A 17,813-nucleotide genomic window follows, 5' to 3' on the forward strand; every position below is an offset into this window, starting at 1 on the left:
TAGGTGGGATGAGGGTGAAGATCAGCTTGATCAATTTTATTTTTCTAACACATCTGAACGAATTAATTTTAAATCATCTGTTTTAATTGCACCTGTTGAAGTAGATGATGGTTTAACTTTTGTAGCTGTATCCCAATAATGGCTACCTTGCCAAAACTGTGCAAAAGGTGAATTGATTGTTTTATTTACAACTCCAGCAACTACGGAACCTGGTTTTAAAGTATATTCAGCTGATGGAAGTTTCACTTTATAGCATAAATAACTTTTGCCATATATAAGGCCACTGAAGAAGCCCACTGAAGAAGAAAAAGGAGTTCACCACCTACTATATACAGGTAATGAACTCCTTTCCATTTTCTACATATTAATAAAATACACGTTATTTTTTCACAGTAATCACTTTTTCAGTGCCTTCCTATGCATAAGTGTATTTTGTTATTTGTTATTCACGTACGTATCAAACCATAAATGAATATATCCAGCTGTAATACGCTGTGCTTCCATTAAACGTTTTCCTGTTACCGGTGTTACTTCAGCACGCCATTTGTCAGCAGAGTCTTGTGATACCGCTGCTTTTAGGAACCAACTTTTCGTATTATCATTAACAATTGATGGGAAATCAGCTTTTGCAGCTGATGCTGATGCATGAACCCACTCTTCTGGATTTGTACTTTTCCAATTCCAATAGCCATCTCCATCTGTTACTCTATAATTGTCTTTCACTGTATCAACGAAGTTTTCATATTTTGAGTGGAAGCCAAATGGATGCGAAATGTTAGTAAAGTTTGCTGCATGCATTGGTTGGTTGACATCCCCTAAATAATGAAGTGATAATCCTAAATAAAAGAATGCATTTTTCATATCTTTATTTTGATAAGCTTCACCAGCTAATTTAAAATACTTTGCTCCCGTTTGCTTTGCTTGTTTAGCAAATGGAATATACGTTTTTTCTGAATCAGGATCATAGAAGTGTGAAGCGAATGTGGAATTATCATAGTATGGGTTTTTATAATCTGCAGAATAAATACCTTCCTCCAAATTAGTACGCCATTCATTTAATAGAGCTGTCTCATTTTGCTTCACCACAGTCGTATTTTGGGACATAATATCAATGGCTCTGTTTACAATCCATAAATGAGAACTTACTCCTTCATTATGTACAGATTCCGCTGACCATTTTAGAGCAATAGGTGGATCTTGGCGGTCAATTTCATGTGCAAACGCCACACTTTGAATAGGAGCTGTTAAAGCAATTACAGAAGCTATAGCTAAAATTTTTCTTTTCATAAATATTCCTCCAATTGATGTATAATCTAAATTTCCTTCATATGCTTTTATTGCAACTTATTAGCAAATATATTGAACAATGCGTAATATAGTTAGATAGATTTAATAGATGCTTTATTGTAAAGGTACTAATTCATAGCCAGCGTAGTCTTCAGGGGCAGATATTCCCCACAATTTATCTTGATTTGCAAATAGTTGCTCTGAGGTCTCTAGCTGGAAAGTTGTTATAACTCCATAACTAGATTGCTGTGGATCTGCATTATACCAGTCAGTAGGTCTACCAAGTTTATCTCTAAGATAATCCGTTTTACCTGTTACTAAATCTATTTCCTTCGAATTTTTTTTCTTAACTGTTAAAGTGCTTCTCGATTGGTCACTAAAATAGATCCAGCTTCGATTGCCTGCATTTACATATTTTTTTGTTCCTCCTGCATCAGCATTTGATCCCCCAATCCACATTGACATTGTAATTGGAGTATTATTTCTTACATATCCATCACTCTCTACTCCAGCCGGTGCTTCAAAATTGATAGGTGTACCATAATACTCATTACCTTTTGTATCCTTATGCTTTTCAGCAGCACCGTAATAAGACGAGTTTTTATATTGAATTACATAATGCCAACCCGCAAACTTCTCATAAGTTATTCCAAGTCTATTCTGACCTACGGGTGCTACTCGTTTTTCAAAAGGAATACCTGTCACCCACAAATATTTGTCTACTAGTATATAATCTTTATTTGTGGTAATTGGATCACCATAAATATCAAGTATACGATCGTCCTCAGCTGCATAAGCAGAATTTGTAGGAAAAACAGTTACTATCAAACTAAATATTAGTGCTAAGAATGTAAGTATAGGTAGTTTTCTTTTCATAAACATGTCTTAACTCCTCCTTATTTTTACTAATGGTTTTACCACTTGCGCGCATCGTCTACTAGTAGATAAGCCTCATCCTAGCTAACAAATCTTTCATTTCTCTTTCATAAATGTTACAAAAGTCTTTCAAAGGTCTGACGTATTTGCTAATGAAACTAGCACACAAAGAAGGAAACCTGCATGTTTATTAGCTTTATCGTTAATTTATTTAATCATATATATAAATTATATATAAATATGCAATATTGCATATCAAAATGTATTGATATTAATGTAAGCGCTTACTATAATAAAAACATAAAGATGTACCACATCTTAACACATAAAAAGAGGAGGAAATAACATGGCAATCGCAATGGCAGTTTTAAAATTTTTAGGTGGATTAATTCCAGCCGTACAAGAGCTTTTAAAAGCATTTATGTAAGTTCATTATTCCGCAATTATTTATAAAAATTATCATACAAATGATCTGTATATCAAAGATGAATTGATGTGCAGATCATTTGTGTGAGTAAATTTTAAAAAAAGAATCCCAAAAGGAATTAAGGGATTCTTTTTTATTTCATTCAATTTTTTCTCGAATATTAAATTATTCTTTGTTAAACAGATGAACAAGGAATAGCAAAAGTCTCTTATTCATTACGCTTCGTCGTTATATAATTAAACGAATTTATTTTACTAATAATGAATATGTTCCCTTTCTATTTTCCTCTTCAAAAAATGCAACTAAGTAATACTTCCCAGGTTTCGCTGCAAATTTCCCTTTTATATTATTTCCATCCGCTCGGCCTGTGATTACAGGATTTCCTAAATCCGATTCGTGATACACATCCCAGTTTATTCCAATTCCCTGTTCATCTATAAAAGAAATATCTACTTCTTTTGGAGATGTGACATTGAATGTGTACATATACGCCATATTAGGTCTATCCATATTTCCTTTTGAAAGCTTATTAAAACTAAGTACCTTTGCCTCTTGATAGTTATGACCTGCTGGCTCATCTTTTTTTACGGTAACCGTTGTTTGTCCTCGGCCCACTTTTCCTTTATTATCTTTTACTGTTAGCTTTGCAGTATATGTCCCCTCTTTTCCATATACATGGGTAGGATTTGCTTCTGTACTTGTTGTACCATCGCCAAAATCCCAGAGATACGAAACAATTTTTCCACCTGTGCTTTCTGTACCATCGCTATGAAACTCAACTTTTTCATTTAATATCTCATTGTACGGTCCATTCATATTTACTTTAATCGTCTGTTTTTCTTCTTCTCCCGTTGCAACACCATGGAATACAACATCGTATTCAAATTGATTGTTCGCATTCACACGATAATTGACAAAATACGCTGTAACTGTTTTGTAGCCGCTCCATTCTTTTTGCGCTAATTGTTCTAAAGATTGATTGATTTTCTTGCTCATCGTTTTCCAATCCTCAGATTCTCCTTTTGTTACGCCACCTGTATATGTTCCTTCTAATGTAAACGTATCAAAAAATTGAGACTTATGCTTTGTAATCGTTGCATCTTTTATCTTTGCTACATCTTTAATTTCTTTCTTTACATCAGCTAACGGTTTTGGTGCATGTTCAGCTAAATAATCATCTGATACTTGTGGGGTATTATATGTATCTTGATTATCAATTAACTGCTTCATATAGTCTTGGTATTCTTTATTTAAATTTGGATCCTTACTTAAAGCTTCACGATATGCATCATAATTCTTCACATCATTTGCACGAATGAAATCTTGAATCTTATCGAAAGTTTCAAATTGATGAGTATATAAGTAAGACTGCAGTGCAAAAGAATAATTATAAAAGTCCCATTGCTCTGGTCCTTCTCCATATTTCGAAAATAATGTTCGTTCTGCTGTATAACGTTTCGCAGGATCAGATGATAATCCACTAATTATACTTTTGCGCGGAACAACATTATTCGTACGAGTAGATCCCGCAAAAAATTCTGCATTTCCTTCTTCAAACCAAGTCAAACGTTGATCTTGATACATTTCTCCTTGTCCCCATGATCCTGGAACTTCGTATCTTCCCTGTAAATAGTGTGTAAATTCATGACGGAACAATTCTTCCAAACTATAACGACTTTGCTGCGGTGTACGCTCAAATGTAAAGAACGTTCCTTTTCCTTCAATGTAAATGCCACCATTATTCGTATCATATCCATATAGTTGGCTATTTCGTTTATATTCATCTGGATTATTATAAATTACGATTGTCAGTACATCATCAGCTTTCCCTGATTCTAACGCTCCATCTTTTCCAATTACACGATGATACTGCGCTTTTACTTCTTTAGCAGCCCAATATAGTCTCTTAACCTTTTCTTCTGTTACTTTATCTCCTGTTTTAAATACAATAGAACCGTCATCGAATGTATACGTTTTTGGTAAGTACTGCTGTTGGCCTTCTTCACGGATTTTCTTTAAATCTACTGTATTTCCGTTATAATCTTTTCCATCATAGTTTGTTGAAATTTGCTCTACAGCATTAAAATAAGCTTCACTAAAACGAGGGTACATACGCATTGCTTGTGTAAGTACTTCTAAAGGTTTATTTGGATTACTATGGAATTTCCCGAAACGACCAGTATAATAAACACCATTATTAATTAACCAGGTATTTTCTGTTGTCATTTGATTCAGAAGAGCCAGTCGACTGATTTCATTTATGAAACCATCAATTTTCCCATACCATATTGTTTCATCCGCTTTTTTACGTGTATCCTGCAAGTAAGACTGTATATCGTTATCAATCGCTTGGATAAGATTATACAAGGCGTCCCCTTTATTCTTATCACTTATATATGTAGAAATATTATCGTTATATTGTTTTAATATATTCCCTGCATATTGAACTGTTTCAGCATCACAAGAAGCATTTCTAATTAATTTACCGTATGCAGATACCACTGCATCCTGTTTATCTGTACCAAGTTTAAAATTCGGGTTTTTTGCAATTGCTTTTATTGCCGGTAAACATTTATCACGGAAGCTCCGCTCATATAAATAGTTTACCTCTTTATTATTAAAGCCTACATAAGATACGGAACGTAATACTTCAGCAAATGTCTCAATCCCTTTTGTATCATCTTTTGTAAATGTGCTTCCACGACGACCTAACTCATCAATAATAACCTGGATTCGCTCTTTATTTTGATAAAACGCTTTTGTTTCTTGATTAAATTGATCTAAATCTGTAATTTGATTCCAACTAATACTTGCCAATGTATCGATGAATTCGTCATTACTCATTCTATTTAGCTCTGCTAAAGAATACTTTTGCTGAGATTGTTTTGCCACTGCTCGTTTCACGATCGGAGTCGGACGTTGCGAAAAATCGTTCACTTTTAAACGTTCTTCATAAGACAATGTTTCGTCTGCTTTTGTAGAATGTGCAATTTCATCTGTTGAAGTTTCTATCCCAATTGGTTTCTTTTTTAACACATTATAAGGTGTATTTTCTTCCGCTGATACTTGTGTTTGAATACTTCCAAATGATAAGGCCACTGTACTAATACCGAGCATCATTTGGGTAAACTTTGATTTCTTGTTCATAACATTTCCTCCATTTATAAAATCCATAAAAACACATTATTAATATAACATAATATATAATATAATATTTCATATTATTTCTTTGTATATTTCTGTATACTAGAATACTATATCAAAAAGAAAATGATACGTTTTGATATAATTCGAACAAAAAAAGGCACTCTAATGAGTGTCGAATGAGTACCTTTCTCTGGTTTATAATCTTATTGTTTTAAATCAAATTGAATATGCTAAATGATAAATATTTTGTAAATTACTTGAGCCTTTTGTAAATTATTTAACCCTATAGATTTAGTACGACCAGGTTCATTGTAGTAATATAGATCAACAATATCATATCTGTATGGGAATCTACCAGGATAATAAAAGTTATCTCTATATACTAGTGATAATGAAGCTGAGCTTGATTTTCTGTTTTTCACTTAGATATAAGAGTTAATCAAATATCTACTGGATAATCATATACTTTTCTTAATTTAGATTTATGCAATCTCTCCCTTTTTTTATCATCTCTACATGAATACAAAAGATGAAATTATACTATACATTGCTAATACTTTTCACTTCAGACTGAAATAAAATCACCTTCGATATATTCATCTTAGTATATAAATATTTCAATTCTCTTTCATAAATGTTACAAAAGTCTTTCGTTTTTTTATCCCGCATTAACGGACAGTAACACTCCCACCTCAAAATTCAGCGAAAGCAAAGAAGTTAGGTGCGAGATGAACTGTCCGTAAAAGCCCGATTCGTTCAACTAATAATCAGTGGGGGATGGAGAAAACCCCCACTGATTAAAGTTTCACTTTATATAAAAGCTTTAGGATAATTGTATCTAATCTCTGAATATTAGATTTAGGGGACTCGTCACATCGCTATCAAGCTAAGTTTTTATTCAGATTTTCTAGCTGACTGCTCAACAAATCATCTAGCACCATAAGTCCATCTACTCCTGAAAACAAATCAATTATTTTAAACGTTTTTTCTCAGTATTGGTCTAGCGTTAGAAAGTACAAATAGAGAAAATATTATTTCACCTATAACACTCCCAACAGCAATGCCTGTATTAAATAACCCGAATATTCCCATTCTATAGTCCTTTACTAAAAAAGGTACACTAGAAACTCTTCTCCCTTTACAACAAGTTTAAAAAATCAGAGCCCAATGTAGTGCAGTGTTTAACAAATATGTGTGATTATTAAACATAGAAAAAACCCCTGATTTTTGTTCAAAAATAAGGGGTTTTTGGCAATTTATTTCTTCTCCATCACAGCAAAGTAATTCTCTTCATGATCCGCAAAATTAAACACTCTACCTGAAGGCATATTTACAATTTCTCCGACTGTGATATTTTTATTTAATAAGGTGCTACGTAATTCATCGAGATTTTCCGAAAAAAACATTAAAGAAGGTGTACCGAGATTTAATCCAGGTGACATTTTAGCAACGAATTCCTTATTGTGCAAAATGATGCTTGTTTCTGCGCCCTTTGTTGGAGCAATTTCAATCCATCTCATTCCTTGACCGTTATTTTCTTCAGAAACTACACGAAACCCTACTTTTTCTGTCCAAAAATCCACTGCCTCATCTTGGTTATTAACATACAACATAATTTGACCAACTTTATGAATCATAGACTTCCCCACTCCCTTATATAAGTAAATACCAAACCCGATGCTTCTAATTCTTTCCATCGCCAAGGTTTCTGAAACCCCGTGACAACTTAATAAATACGCTAATAAATGAAAACTTCCTTCTAAAAGAAACGGAGCATTTTCGTTTAAGTAGGAGATTATAAAAGAAAGATAGAATAGTAACAAAAGATTTTATAAGGGAGGTATATCATTGCCAATTTCAAAAGATACTGTTAGTTACATAATTCGTACTGGAAAAATAGAAGATTCCGAGACCATTTTAGACATACAGAAATCCGTTGTTTCCGAAGGCAAGTTTCTCATTTCGTTATCCGAAGAGTTTAAGAAAACGTCATCCGAGCAAAGAGAATGGGTACAAGGCGTATTGGAGAATGAAAGAGAAACATTACTTGTTGCTGAAAAAGATGGTGAAGTTGTTGGTTGGATCGTATTTCTTACCGAAAATAAAAAACGATTGTCTCATACAGGCTCCTTTGGAATCATGATTAGTAAAAATTACAGAGGACTCGGAATTGGAACAATGCTACTACAAGCTTTATTAGACTGGGCAGAGAAAAATCCTCTCATTGAAAAAGTAAGTTTAGGAGTTTTCTCAACAAATCATAGTGCAATATCGTTGTACAAAAAGATGGGCTTCATTGAAGAAGGTCGTAAAATTAAAGAGTTTAAAATGACTGATAATGAATATGTGGATGATATTCTTATGTATAAATTCGTTTAGTAGAATTGATTGAATGAAGATTTTCAACTACAAGACAATCACAGGTACCACGCAATAAAAGCCGTTCTCCTATAAACTACGGAAATCGGCTTTTATCATTTATATTGAACACTTTTATTCATGTAAAAAGATTAAGATTTATTAGCGATTATCATAAACCGTTTTGAATTTGTACGGATTCCTTTTTCAGTTTTGTTTGTTATGATGAATTTCCCCAAAATGTCAAAGTCCTCTTTCTCTTCACCAAATCTTGGTATGATAGGTGTGTGTTTTAATAGGAATAGGAGGTCTTCAGGCGTTTGGTAATAATCAATCGCATCATATTCTAATATTTGCACATCAGTAAAGCCTGCAGACTTCAACTCTCGAACATACTTTTCTTTTAATGTGCCGTCTTTTTCCCCTAAACATTGCCCTCTTCCAAACGTTTCTTTTAAGTTCCATTTATCATGTTCGCTAACTTGCTGCGTCAAAAAGATACCATCTGTTTTTATTACTTTTGCTACTTCTGCTGCAACAAAAGGCGCATGACAACAAGACACAATGTCAAAAAAAGAATGTGGAAACATCAAGCTTTCGGACTCCATTTGGAAAAACCTAACGTTTGATACACTTGCTTTTTCCAAATTAGACTGTGCTGTTTCTATCATTCCACTTGAATTATCAATCCCAATCATGAATAAGGCTGCCGGTGCAATTCTTAATACATTCTCTCCCCCGCCTGTACCAATATCTAGCAAAACATCTGAGGATTTGCATCTCTCTATGACTTCTTCATAAAACTCCCACGTAGCACCTTCTGTTACGTATTTCAGTTTACTAAAATCCCAACCGTTTGATCTTCCGACTTTATCATAAAAATTTTTGTAATCTAATTCATTCATTTTGTGTATCCACCTTCCAAAAGAGTGTAAAAACTAAGTTTTTGAGACTTGTTAACGAAATAGTCCAGTGCCTTAGTTTGATAAGAACAGTGACTACCGCAACGGATTCAAAGCTTATATTTCCGAAAAAGGACAGACTTCTCCCTTGATGGCTGGTACGCGTTTTTTCCAGCCCGAAAACTAGTTACTTCAAACAATACGGAAAGTCATCTACTTCACCTCATTTGAAAGATTATATTTCATTATACGCCGTAACAATTTTTGTATCTATTGTAGAGTTCAGACTATTAGATGAATTCTATTGAAACGTATTTTTAATTCTATTTCGCACTATTAATATAATTCCACCTAAAATTGATAACATCCCTAAAGGCATTGTATTGGATTCTGTACCTCCGGCGTTAGGAAGTTCCCTGTTATCGTTTTTCATTTTAAGAGGAGTGTTGGTTTGTTTCGTCTGTGTTAATTCAGATACTTTCTTTTCTACATTTTGCTTTGTCTGTGTTAATTCAGCTATTTTCTCTTCTACATTTTGCTTCGTACGTGTTAATTCAGTTAATTTATTTTCTATAGTTTGCTTCGTCTGTTTCAATTCAGTTACTTTCTCTTCTTCTACATTTTGCTTCGTACGTGTTAATTCAGTTAATTTATTTTCTATAGTTTGCTTGATCTGTTTTAACTCAGATACTTTTTCTTCTATAGTTTGCTTCGTACGTGTTAATTCAGTTAATTTATTTTCTATAGTTTGCTTGATCTGTTTTAACTCAGATACTTTCTCTTCTGCATTTTGTTTCGTCTGTTTTAATTCAGTTAATTTCTCTTCTGCATCTTGCTTGATCTGCTTTAATTCTGATAACTTCTCTTCTGCATTTTGTTTCGTCTGTTTTAATTCAGTTAATTTCTCTTCTGCATTTTGCTTGATCTGCTTTAATTCTGCTACTTTCTCTTCTGCATTTTGCTTCGTCTGTTTTAATTCTGCTACTTTCTCTTCTGCATTTTGCTTCGTCTGTTTTAATTCTGCTACTTTCTCTTCTGCATTTTGCTTCGTTTGTTTTAATTCTGCTACTTTCTCTTCTGCATTTTGCTTCGTTTGTTTTAATTCTGCTACTTTCTCTTCTGCGCTTTGCTTCGTCTGTTTTAATTCTGCTACTTTCTCTTCCGCATTTTGCTTCGCCTGTTTTAATTCAGATGCTCTCTCTTCTGCATTTTGTTTCGCCTGCTTTAGTTCGGATAACTTCTCTTCTGCATGTTGTTTGATAGAATCGTGTATTTTGACGGTATCAGGAACTTCAGCATTAATGGTGTCAGCTCCTGTTATCATTGCTAAAGCTAGTGTGGATATTGCTACTGTTTTTTTCGTACTCATCATTTTGGACCTCTTTTCTTTCATGAGTAATGAACTATTATGTACAAATCTGAAGATGAAAATATCATAATACCAGTATAACATTATACCAAATGTTTACAAATAAAACTAGAATAGTAGGTCTATGTGTAATTGGAGCCAGTATAGTTATGTGGACATAATGTAGTTCAGTCCTTACAATGGATTTCAAAGAGGAAATGTACCTATGATAAATACGAAACTTCAGGAAAAATTTAACGCATTAACTCTCCCGTAAGAAAGGAAGGTATATATATGACAGAGATATTGAATTTATTTTTATACTTCATTTTGTTTATCCTAATAATATCCATAGTCTGTTTCATCTTATTAGTACTCATGAAGGTTTTCGGAAAACAAATGAATAATCGTCGTTCTGTTGAAAAAGAACTAAAAAAACATTCTTCAATAACAGATACAGCAGGACATAAAGACTCAAACATAACTACCAAAGATGCTGAAGCAGATTGGATGAATGCAGTGATGACAACATCTTTTCTTGCTGCAGCTATGAAAAGTGCCAGTGAAAATTCAAATATCGATCATGATTCAGGAACTAGCAGCGATAGTTCCGATGCAGCAAGCCATACTGATTCATTCGATAGTGGGGACTCATAGGGTGAATCAGTATGAAGAATACTTAGCTGTGAATGATAACATTCGCTAGTTTTGTATACACTTCATCACCAGGCTTATATTTTGTTATATTTGTACCTACTTTCACTACAATACCTGAAGCATCTAATCCTAAAATAATAGGAAATGAAAAAGGCGATTTCTCTTGCAATTCTCCCTTTCTCGTTTTCCAATCAACTGGATTTATCCCACATTAACGGACAGTAACACTCCCACCTCAAAATTCAGCGGAAGCGAAGAAGTTAGGTGGGCCGTAAAAGCCCGATTGGTTCAACTAATAATCAGTGGGGATGGAGAAAACCCCCACTGATTAAAGTTTCACTTTATAGCTGCCGCACAGAATATCAAGAAAATTGCCAACCACTTAGCCTAACTAGGCTAAGTAGCTGGCAGGCCTTTTTGATTCTTTTTTAGTTTAGCGAGAATGCTTTGTGAATAGATGAATTGCTTTTTCAGGTACATAGAATTTTCCATTGCTTTCTACAACGATGCTTCCTAATTCATAATCTTTTCCATCGATACGGATCATATTTTTATTAACAAACAATTGAGCCTCCGCTTTATTGTGTTTTACTACAAGCACCGGGTTTGCTACATCTTTTTTGTCAATCGTTACAGTTGCACCAATTTGTTTAAAGGCTGTTTCGGCATCTAAGAATAATTTGTTTGTTAATTCTCCTAAGTGAAAGCCCATTGCTTTGGCCATTGTCTTCGCAATGTCCGTATTTTGGACGAAACCGTATGGCTTCCCGGGGCCGTAAGAGTATAAGAATACATCTTCACCCGTATGACCACCTGTTGTAAAACCGATGTTCGCACGGTTGGCCAATAATTTAGTAAGGATTGGACCTACATCGGCTTTTTTTTGTGCAGCTTTTAACTTTTCTTTTTCATCATCAGTTAGGTTATCTAAACCGTAAAGTGCAGCTACCTCTTTTATATTAGATAAATCATCTTTTAGTTTATTTGTAGCACCTTCAAGTGTCATTTTTGCCTTTTTCAGTGGAGCAATGTAGGCAGATACCGGTGTGGTATCATATCCTTTTGTAGTATTTTTATTACCAATGGAAATACCGCTGTTACCATGGTCCGCTAAAGCAATGACCATCGTGTTCCCATCTTTTTTCGCAAACTGTAACGCTTCTGCAACTGCAGCATCAAATGCCAATACATCGCTAATCATCCCGATTGGATCATTGGCATGTGCTGCCCAATCTGGCTTACTGCCTTCTACAAATAAGAAGAAACCATCTTTATCTTTTGATAATGTTTGAATTGCTTTTCTCGTCATTTGGGAAAGTGTTGGCTGCTCAGGGCTGGTCGCTTCACGATCCATATCGAACGCAAGTGCAGCATTTGAGAACGAGCCCCAAATTTTATCGGATTTGGAGTTTAACAGGGCATCCTTTGTTTCCACAAAGTCGTACCCTTTGTCTTGAATCACTTTTATTAAATCTTCGTTGTCTTGCCGGATTCCACTGCTTGCCGCAGGCTGAAGTACTGCCTTTCCCCCGCCTAACACGACTTCTATATTTTGATACACTTGCTGCTCACCAATCACCTCAAAATTTTTTCGAATAACATGGTGAGCAGAAAAACCAGCCGGAGTAGCATGCTGAATTTCCGATGTAGCAATGATTCCTGTTGCGCGGCCGGAACGTTCTGCTCCTTCTAAGACGTTGGCAACTGGACGAGACTTGTCTTCTTCTTTGATTTGTTCTAAGCCAGGTGAATTCACAACAGAAGGTAATACGCCCACGTAGCTTGAATTTGATTTATTTCCTGTCGCTAAAGCTGTTGCTGCTGGCGCTGAATCGGTAATAGCTGATTCTGCCGAATAAGTACGAACGCCTCCTGATACGATTTGATCTAGTGCAAGAGGTGCACCTTTATACCATCGAGCCAATGTTGTGGCTGAAGAGCTTGTCCCATCCATAACCATCATAATGACATTTTTTGGTTGCTTCCCTACTTGTGTCGCCTCAGCCTTTACCTCGTTATCGTTCATCATGCTTCCTGCACCTAACGAACCTAGTGCTACTATTCCCGCTAATGTTAATCCCATCATCTTTTTACGAAGAGTAGTCATTGTTGTCCCTCCAAAATTTTTCAGCATCCCCAATCTAACATTCGTATGTAAACAAGCTGTTTCTTCTTATTTAGTAGTACCCTATTGTCACGAAGCTAACAATAACTCGTTCCCTTTGCAGCCAAGTAGTTGCAAAAGTTTTTACAGGAATTACTGTTACTGTTTTAACCGAATCCTAATTTTTAATATTATAATGAATACAGGATTACCAGAAAATACAAACAAAGGAGAGACCATATGAATGATATGAAGGATAATTTAATCCCCCTTTTAGAAGAGTTAAAAAAAGAACCTACGAAAGAAAATGTAACCGAAATATTAAAAGAATTCGGTGTACAGTCTCCGGAATATTGGGCTAAAGATGAGATAGAAGGTAAAGAAGCTGTTCTTGCTAGCTTTCGTTTTTTAAGACCCTTGCAAGAAATATTAGATATGTATTTATATGACAGTGAAGGCTGGGTTCAACACTCTAATGAACGTGCTAATGAACAAGCGACTCCCGCTTCAGACGATTTGATTATAAAAGAAATGGTGCAAGCAGGAATCTCGCCTGAAAAGATAGGATTGTTTGCGTACTGGATAGCTAGATCAACTATTAACGAGATTCTATATCGTCTATCTGATCCATGCGGTGGAGATTATGATTTACCAAATGAAGGAGAAGAGCTACCCTCTTGGAGACTAGAGGAATATACAGCGCAAAGTGGAAATCCAATGAACGTAGAACGTACAGGACGGCTTTTACTTGAATTACATAATATTTTTCCATTCCATAATCCAGGTGAAAAATAAGAAAAAAGACAAACAATTGAATTCTCTCCCCTCTAGCATAATAGCAGGGAATTTTTTGATCATGTAGAAAAAGGTCATATGCTATATTCTTCAACTATGTGAATCGTATAGTGAATCGAATGATATAAGGGTGGGAGTTAATGTGTTAAGAAAACCAAAGAGATTACAACCGGGAGATCGCGTCGCGACAATTAGTCCTTCTTGGGGAGGCGCAGGCGATCCGGAACTGAGATGGCGTTATGAGCAAGGGGTAAAAAGATTAGAAGAAGTTTTTGGTCTTGTGGTTGTACCTATGCCAAATAGTTTGAAAGGCTCTGATTATATTTACGAGAATCCACAAGCCCGTGCGATAGATCTAATGACGGCATTTCAAGATAAAAGTATTAAAGGGATCTTTGCCAATATTGGCGGAGAAGATAGTATTCGCCTGCTTCCTTATATTGATTTTGATGTTATACGTGAGAATCCAAAAATTTTTATGGGATATTCAGATGTGACCATTCCACATTTATTTTGTCATAAAGCAGGCATTTCTTCTTTTTACGGTCCAGCTATTTTAACCGATTTTGCTGAAAACGTTGAAATGGATCCATATACGATTGAAATGGTTAATCGAATCCTTTTTTCAAATGAGACGATTGGCAACATTCAACCCGCTACAGAATGGACAAGTGAGCGTTTGGAATGGATTGAATCGAACAAACATACACGTCGCACTATGCAACAAAATACTGGATATGAACTCCTTCAAGGATCCGGCATCGTACAAGGCCGTTTAATCGGAGGTTGTATAGAAGTACTAGAATTCGCAAAAGGAACAGAACTTTGGCCTGAGAAAAAATATTGGGAAAACAGCATTCTATTCTTTGAAACATCTGAAGACAAGCCAGATCCAACTTATATTAGATATTGGTTACGAAATTATGCAGCGCAAGGCATTTTACAAAACACGAATGGAATCATTTTCGGCAAACCGAAAGACGAGAAATATTATGAAGAATATAAACATGAAATTCTAACAGTTATGAAAGAATATAGTTTAGAAGATTTACCGATTCTTTATAACTTAAATTTTGGTCATACCGAACCTAAGTTTATTTTACCTTATGGTGCAATGGCAGAGATTGATTGTGAGAAAAAGACATTCTCGATTTTAGAGAGTGGCGTGCAATAACGTAAAATTACCATCATTAAGGGGTCACTCCTCCCCTGCTGATGGCTCTCAGGATGTATTCCTATCGAGTTCTATACATGTGAACGAGCACGTTGTCACAGAAGAAACTTTTCTTCCGATAACGTGCTTTTTTATTTACATAATGTTCCTTGGCTTCAGAAAAAGATATAATATAAATCTCGAATATACATTGAATTCTTTATACTATCACGAAAAAAGGAGAGTGTATGTTGAAAAAACAAACAATAATAATAGGTATTACTGTATACAGCTTATTATGTATGGCATCTATATATACATATACAAAACAAATAGCCAATCCTGTTATGAGTGATGTGGGCAGATTGCTTCCTACAAAGATTAAACGGGTTGAAAACGTGGAGAATGAGCAGACCTTAAAGAAGCTAGTTAAAGATACAAATGCTTCAGGTGAGAAGATTTCAATTGCGGGCATGCAGCATAGCCAAGGCGGACAGACCTATTATCCAAATGGTACAGTGCTAGATATGAAAGGTTATAACAAAATATTAGAGTTTGATCCAGAGAAGAAGAGAATTCGCGTGCAAAGCGGCGTGACATGGGATGATATTCAAAAGAAAGTAAATCCATATGGTCTTGCTGTTCAAGTGATGCAGTCTCAAAATATTTTTACAGTTGGTGGTTCGTTAAGTGTAAATGTACATGGACGTGATATTCGTCATGAAGCACTCATTGATACAGTAGAATCATTTCGATTGTTAATGGCAGATGGTACGGTTAAGAATGTAAGCAGGGAAGAAAATGCTGATTTGTTTCCTTATGTTATTGGTGGCTACGGGTTATTCGGTGTGATCTTAGATGTGACGCTTAAGTTAACGGAAGACGAACTATATGAAATGCAGACGAGAACGCTAGATTATAAGGAGTATACAGCATATTTTAAAGAGAAGGTAAAAAAGGACGAGAATGTTCGAATGCACCTAGCGCGTATTTCCGTAGCTCCAACCTCATTTTTAAAAGAAATGTATGTAACAGATTATGTTTTAGCAGAGAACCAAAATAAACGGGAAGAATACAGCAAACTAAAGGAAGAAAATATTATTGCTGCACCGAAATTATTCCTTGGATTATCAAGGTATAGTGACTGGGGAAAGAATACGTTTTGGGATATGCAAAGGAACTACATTGAACGCATAAATGGAACATATGAAACTCGAAATAATGTGATGCGATCAGATAGTACTTTTATGGAATACGAAAATCCAAATCGAACAGAGGTTTTACAAGAATATTTCGTACCTATCGATCACTTTACAGCGTATATAGATGATTTGCGAAATGTATTAAACAAAGAAGAGTTGAACCTTCTTAATATTACTATCCGTTATGTAGAAAAAAATGAGAATGCGGTTTTATCCTATGCAAAGGATGATATGTTTGCACTTGTACTCCTTATTAATCAAGGACGTTCTGAGGGTGAAATAAAGAAAACGAAAGCAGTGTTAGGGAAGATGATAGATGTTACTTTAAAGCACAATGGCAGTTATTATTTACCCTATTATTCTTATCCAACAAAGCAGCAACTTAAGAAGGCATATCCACGTATAGAGGAATTCTTTCAAAAAAAGAAAGAGAGTGATCCGCAAGAACGATTTGTAAATCTATTTTATAAGGAGTACAGTGAATGACATATAGAAGATTTGTAACTTCGCAAAGCATAATTATGATGGCTGGTAGTATGGTATTCCCCTTTTACATACTGCTGCTTCGAAATGTTGGAGATAGTTTCTCTCAATTTGGTTGGGCATATGGCTTATTTGCGTTAACTTCCGCTTTAGTCTATCCACTAATAGGAAAGATCTCTGACAAATTTGGAGATAAAAAACTATTAATTGTATATGCTTGGTCTATGGCGGTATTAATGCTCTTTTTTCCCATTGCTACAGAAGTTTGGCATGTTTACATTCTGCAAATTATTATGGGTTGCTTAGGTGCCGTGCAACGAAACACCGAAAAAACTTCACTTGCACGAAAAGTAGAAAGCAAAGAAGCGGGCTATGAAATAGGAAAATACCACGTATGGACTTCAGTTGGCGGTGCAGTAGCTGTCATTGCAACAGGGTATCTAGTAGATTTTTTAACGATTGGTACCATTTTTTATATTGCTTCCGTTTTATATATGGTGAGCGGTATTGTAATAGGAAGGCAGCATAAGTAGACAGTAATCTATCTACTAAATAGTGCTTTTTTAGTATTCACTTGGACAATTAATAAAAAAGAGCATTAGCACTGCTCTTTTTTGTGGTTCTAGTGCAAGAATTTTATCAGTTTGAACTAGTCTGTTTTTAACCCCTCCACAAACTTCCCAAACTCCTTCAAAAACCTTAGCTGCATCCCTCCAACAGGTCCGTTCCGATGCTTTGCTATCTGAATTTCTGTTATATCTTTATGCTCCGTCTCCTTATCATAATAATCATCCCGATACATAATCACACCCGCATTCTGCTCAATCTGCCCTTTCATCCTTAGATCAGACCAAAGCAGACGCTTATCTTGACGCGACTCTACCCCGCGGGACAATTACGACGGCACTACGACGCACACGTTTAAATCACGTGCTAGCAGTTTACGGGAAACCTCACCCATTTCTTGAAACACGTTTCCTCTATTGGTCGAATCACCTGTAATAAGCTGCAAATAATCAATACTAATAACTAGAAATTGAAGAATTTAACATACTTTCAAAAATAGCGAATTGT

At 35.2% G+C, this 17,813-nt stretch carries 15 protein-coding genes and 2 pseudogenes; 7 read left to right on the forward strand and 10 right to left on the reverse strand.

The features are described 5' to 3' along the window. Positions 1-36: 36 nt before the first annotated feature. From MHH71_RS11175 to MHH71_RS11185, 3 genes are all read right to left on the reverse strand, one after another. Positions 37-246, reverse strand: coding sequence for a hypothetical protein (locus tag MHH71_RS11175; protein WP_006093745.1), 210 nt, complete (start codon positions 244-246; stop codon positions 37-39). A gap of 189 nt (positions 247-435) precedes the next feature. Then, positions 436-1,287 (reverse strand): phospholipase C, encoded by an 852-nt coding sequence (locus MHH71_RS11180; RefSeq protein ID WP_006093744.1) that lies wholly within the window; start codon positions 1,285-1,287, stop codon positions 436-438. A 114-nt stretch (positions 1,288-1,401) separates the two neighbouring features. After that, a complete protein-coding gene (locus MHH71_RS11185; RefSeq protein ID WP_018782974.1) occupies positions 1,402-2,169 on the reverse strand; it encodes a hypothetical protein in 768 nt (255 codons plus the stop codon). A 234-nt stretch (positions 2,170-2,403) separates the two neighbouring features. Here MHH71_RS11185 and MHH71_RS11190 point away from each other — a divergent pair. Then, positions 2,404-2,590 (forward strand): annotated as a pseudogene (locus MHH71_RS11190) (hypothetical protein). Positions 2,591-2,836: 246 nt separating this feature from the next. Here the strand turns inward: MHH71_RS11190 and colA are convergent. Beyond that, positions 2,837-5,737 (reverse strand): collagenase ColA, encoded by a 2,901-nt coding sequence (colA, locus tag MHH71_RS11195; RefSeq protein ID WP_018782973.1) that lies wholly within the window; start codon positions 5,735-5,737, stop codon positions 2,837-2,839. A gap of 1,256 nt (positions 5,738-6,993) precedes the next feature. Then, positions 6,994-7,374 carry a VOC family protein gene (locus tag MHH71_RS11200; protein WP_033799617.1) on the reverse strand — a complete coding sequence of 127 codons (381 nt, stop codon included), beginning with the start codon at positions 7,372-7,374 and terminating at the stop codon, positions 6,994-6,996. 211 nt (positions 7,375-7,585) lie between these two features. Here MHH71_RS11200 and MHH71_RS11205 point away from each other — a divergent pair, with 211 nt between their 5' ends. Then, complete coding sequence (locus MHH71_RS11205) at positions 7,586-8,116, forward strand: GNAT family N-acetyltransferase (protein WP_006093740.1); 531 nt, start codon at positions 7,586-7,588, stop codon at positions 8,114-8,116. A gap of 131 nt (positions 8,117-8,247) precedes the next feature. Here the strand turns inward: MHH71_RS11205 and MHH71_RS11210 are convergent, their stop codons facing one another. Then, on the reverse strand, positions 8,248-9,000 hold the full coding sequence (locus tag MHH71_RS11210) for a class I SAM-dependent methyltransferase (RefSeq protein ID WP_006093739.1): 753 nt from the start codon (positions 8,998-9,000) through the stop codon (positions 8,248-8,250). 298 nt (positions 9,001-9,298) lie between these two features. Further along, complete coding sequence (locus tag MHH71_RS11215; protein ID WP_006093738.1) at positions 9,299-10,369, reverse strand: LPXTG cell wall anchor domain-containing protein; 1,071 nt, start codon at positions 10,367-10,369, stop codon at positions 9,299-9,301. A 270-nt stretch (positions 10,370-10,639) separates the two neighbouring features. Between MHH71_RS11215 and MHH71_RS11220 the strand changes: the two genes are divergently transcribed. Beyond that, entirely contained in the window at positions 10,640-11,002 is a 363-nt protein-coding gene (locus MHH71_RS11220) for a hypothetical protein (protein WP_033798686.1), read from the forward strand. A gap of 22 nt (positions 11,003-11,024) precedes the next feature. On the opposite strand, the gene MHH71_RS11225 is transcribed toward MHH71_RS11220, so the two are convergent. Both MHH71_RS11225 and MHH71_RS11230 read right to left on the reverse strand, forming a co-directional pair. Continuing rightward, the gene (locus tag MHH71_RS11225) at positions 11,025-11,207 is read right to left on the reverse strand and encodes an alcohol dehydrogenase catalytic domain-containing protein (RefSeq protein ID WP_078211899.1); all 183 of its coding nucleotides are present in this window, start codon (positions 11,205-11,207) and stop codon (positions 11,025-11,027) included. 228 nt (positions 11,208-11,435) lie between these two features. Further along, positions 11,436-13,109 carry an alkaline phosphatase gene (locus tag MHH71_RS11230; protein ID WP_033798685.1) on the reverse strand — a complete coding sequence of 558 codons (1,674 nt, stop codon included), beginning with the start codon at positions 13,107-13,109 and terminating at the stop codon, positions 11,436-11,438. A gap of 237 nt (positions 13,110-13,346) precedes the next feature. Between MHH71_RS11230 and MHH71_RS11235 the strand changes: the two genes are divergently transcribed. The 4 genes from MHH71_RS11235 (at position 13,347) to MHH71_RS11250 (ending at position 17,272) form a co-directional block, all read left to right on the forward strand. Beyond that, entirely contained in the window at positions 13,347-13,901 is a 555-nt protein-coding gene (locus MHH71_RS11235) for a hypothetical protein (RefSeq protein WP_006093734.1), read from the forward strand. Between the two features lie 142 nt (positions 13,902-14,043). Continuing rightward, a complete protein-coding gene (locus tag MHH71_RS11240; protein ID WP_006093733.1) occupies positions 14,044-15,075 on the forward strand; it encodes a S66 family peptidase in 1,032 nt (343 codons plus the stop codon). Positions 15,076-15,305: 230 nt separating this feature from the next. Beyond that, positions 15,306-16,742 (forward strand): FAD-binding oxidoreductase, encoded by a 1,437-nt coding sequence (locus tag MHH71_RS11245; RefSeq protein ID WP_033798684.1) that lies wholly within the window; start codon positions 15,306-15,308, stop codon positions 16,740-16,742. Next, entirely contained in the window at positions 16,739-17,272 is a 534-nt protein-coding gene (locus MHH71_RS11250) for an MFS transporter (RefSeq protein WP_018782957.1), read from the forward strand. Before MHH71_RS11245 ends, MHH71_RS11250 begins: the two co-directional genes overlap by 4 nt. Positions 17,273-17,388: 116 nt before the next feature. On the opposite strand, the pseudogene MHH71_RS11255 reads toward MHH71_RS11250, so the two are convergent. Beyond that, a pseudogene (locus tag MHH71_RS11255) lies at positions 17,389-17,772 on the reverse strand (DnaB-like helicase C-terminal domain-containing protein); the annotation flags it as partial. Between the last annotated feature and the right edge of the window lie 41 nt (positions 17,773-17,813).

The organism is Bacillus sp. FSL H8-0534 (assembly GCF_038005885.1).
Lineage (GTDB): Bacteria > Bacillota > Bacilli > Bacillales > Bacillaceae_G > Bacillus_A > Bacillus_A pseudomycoides.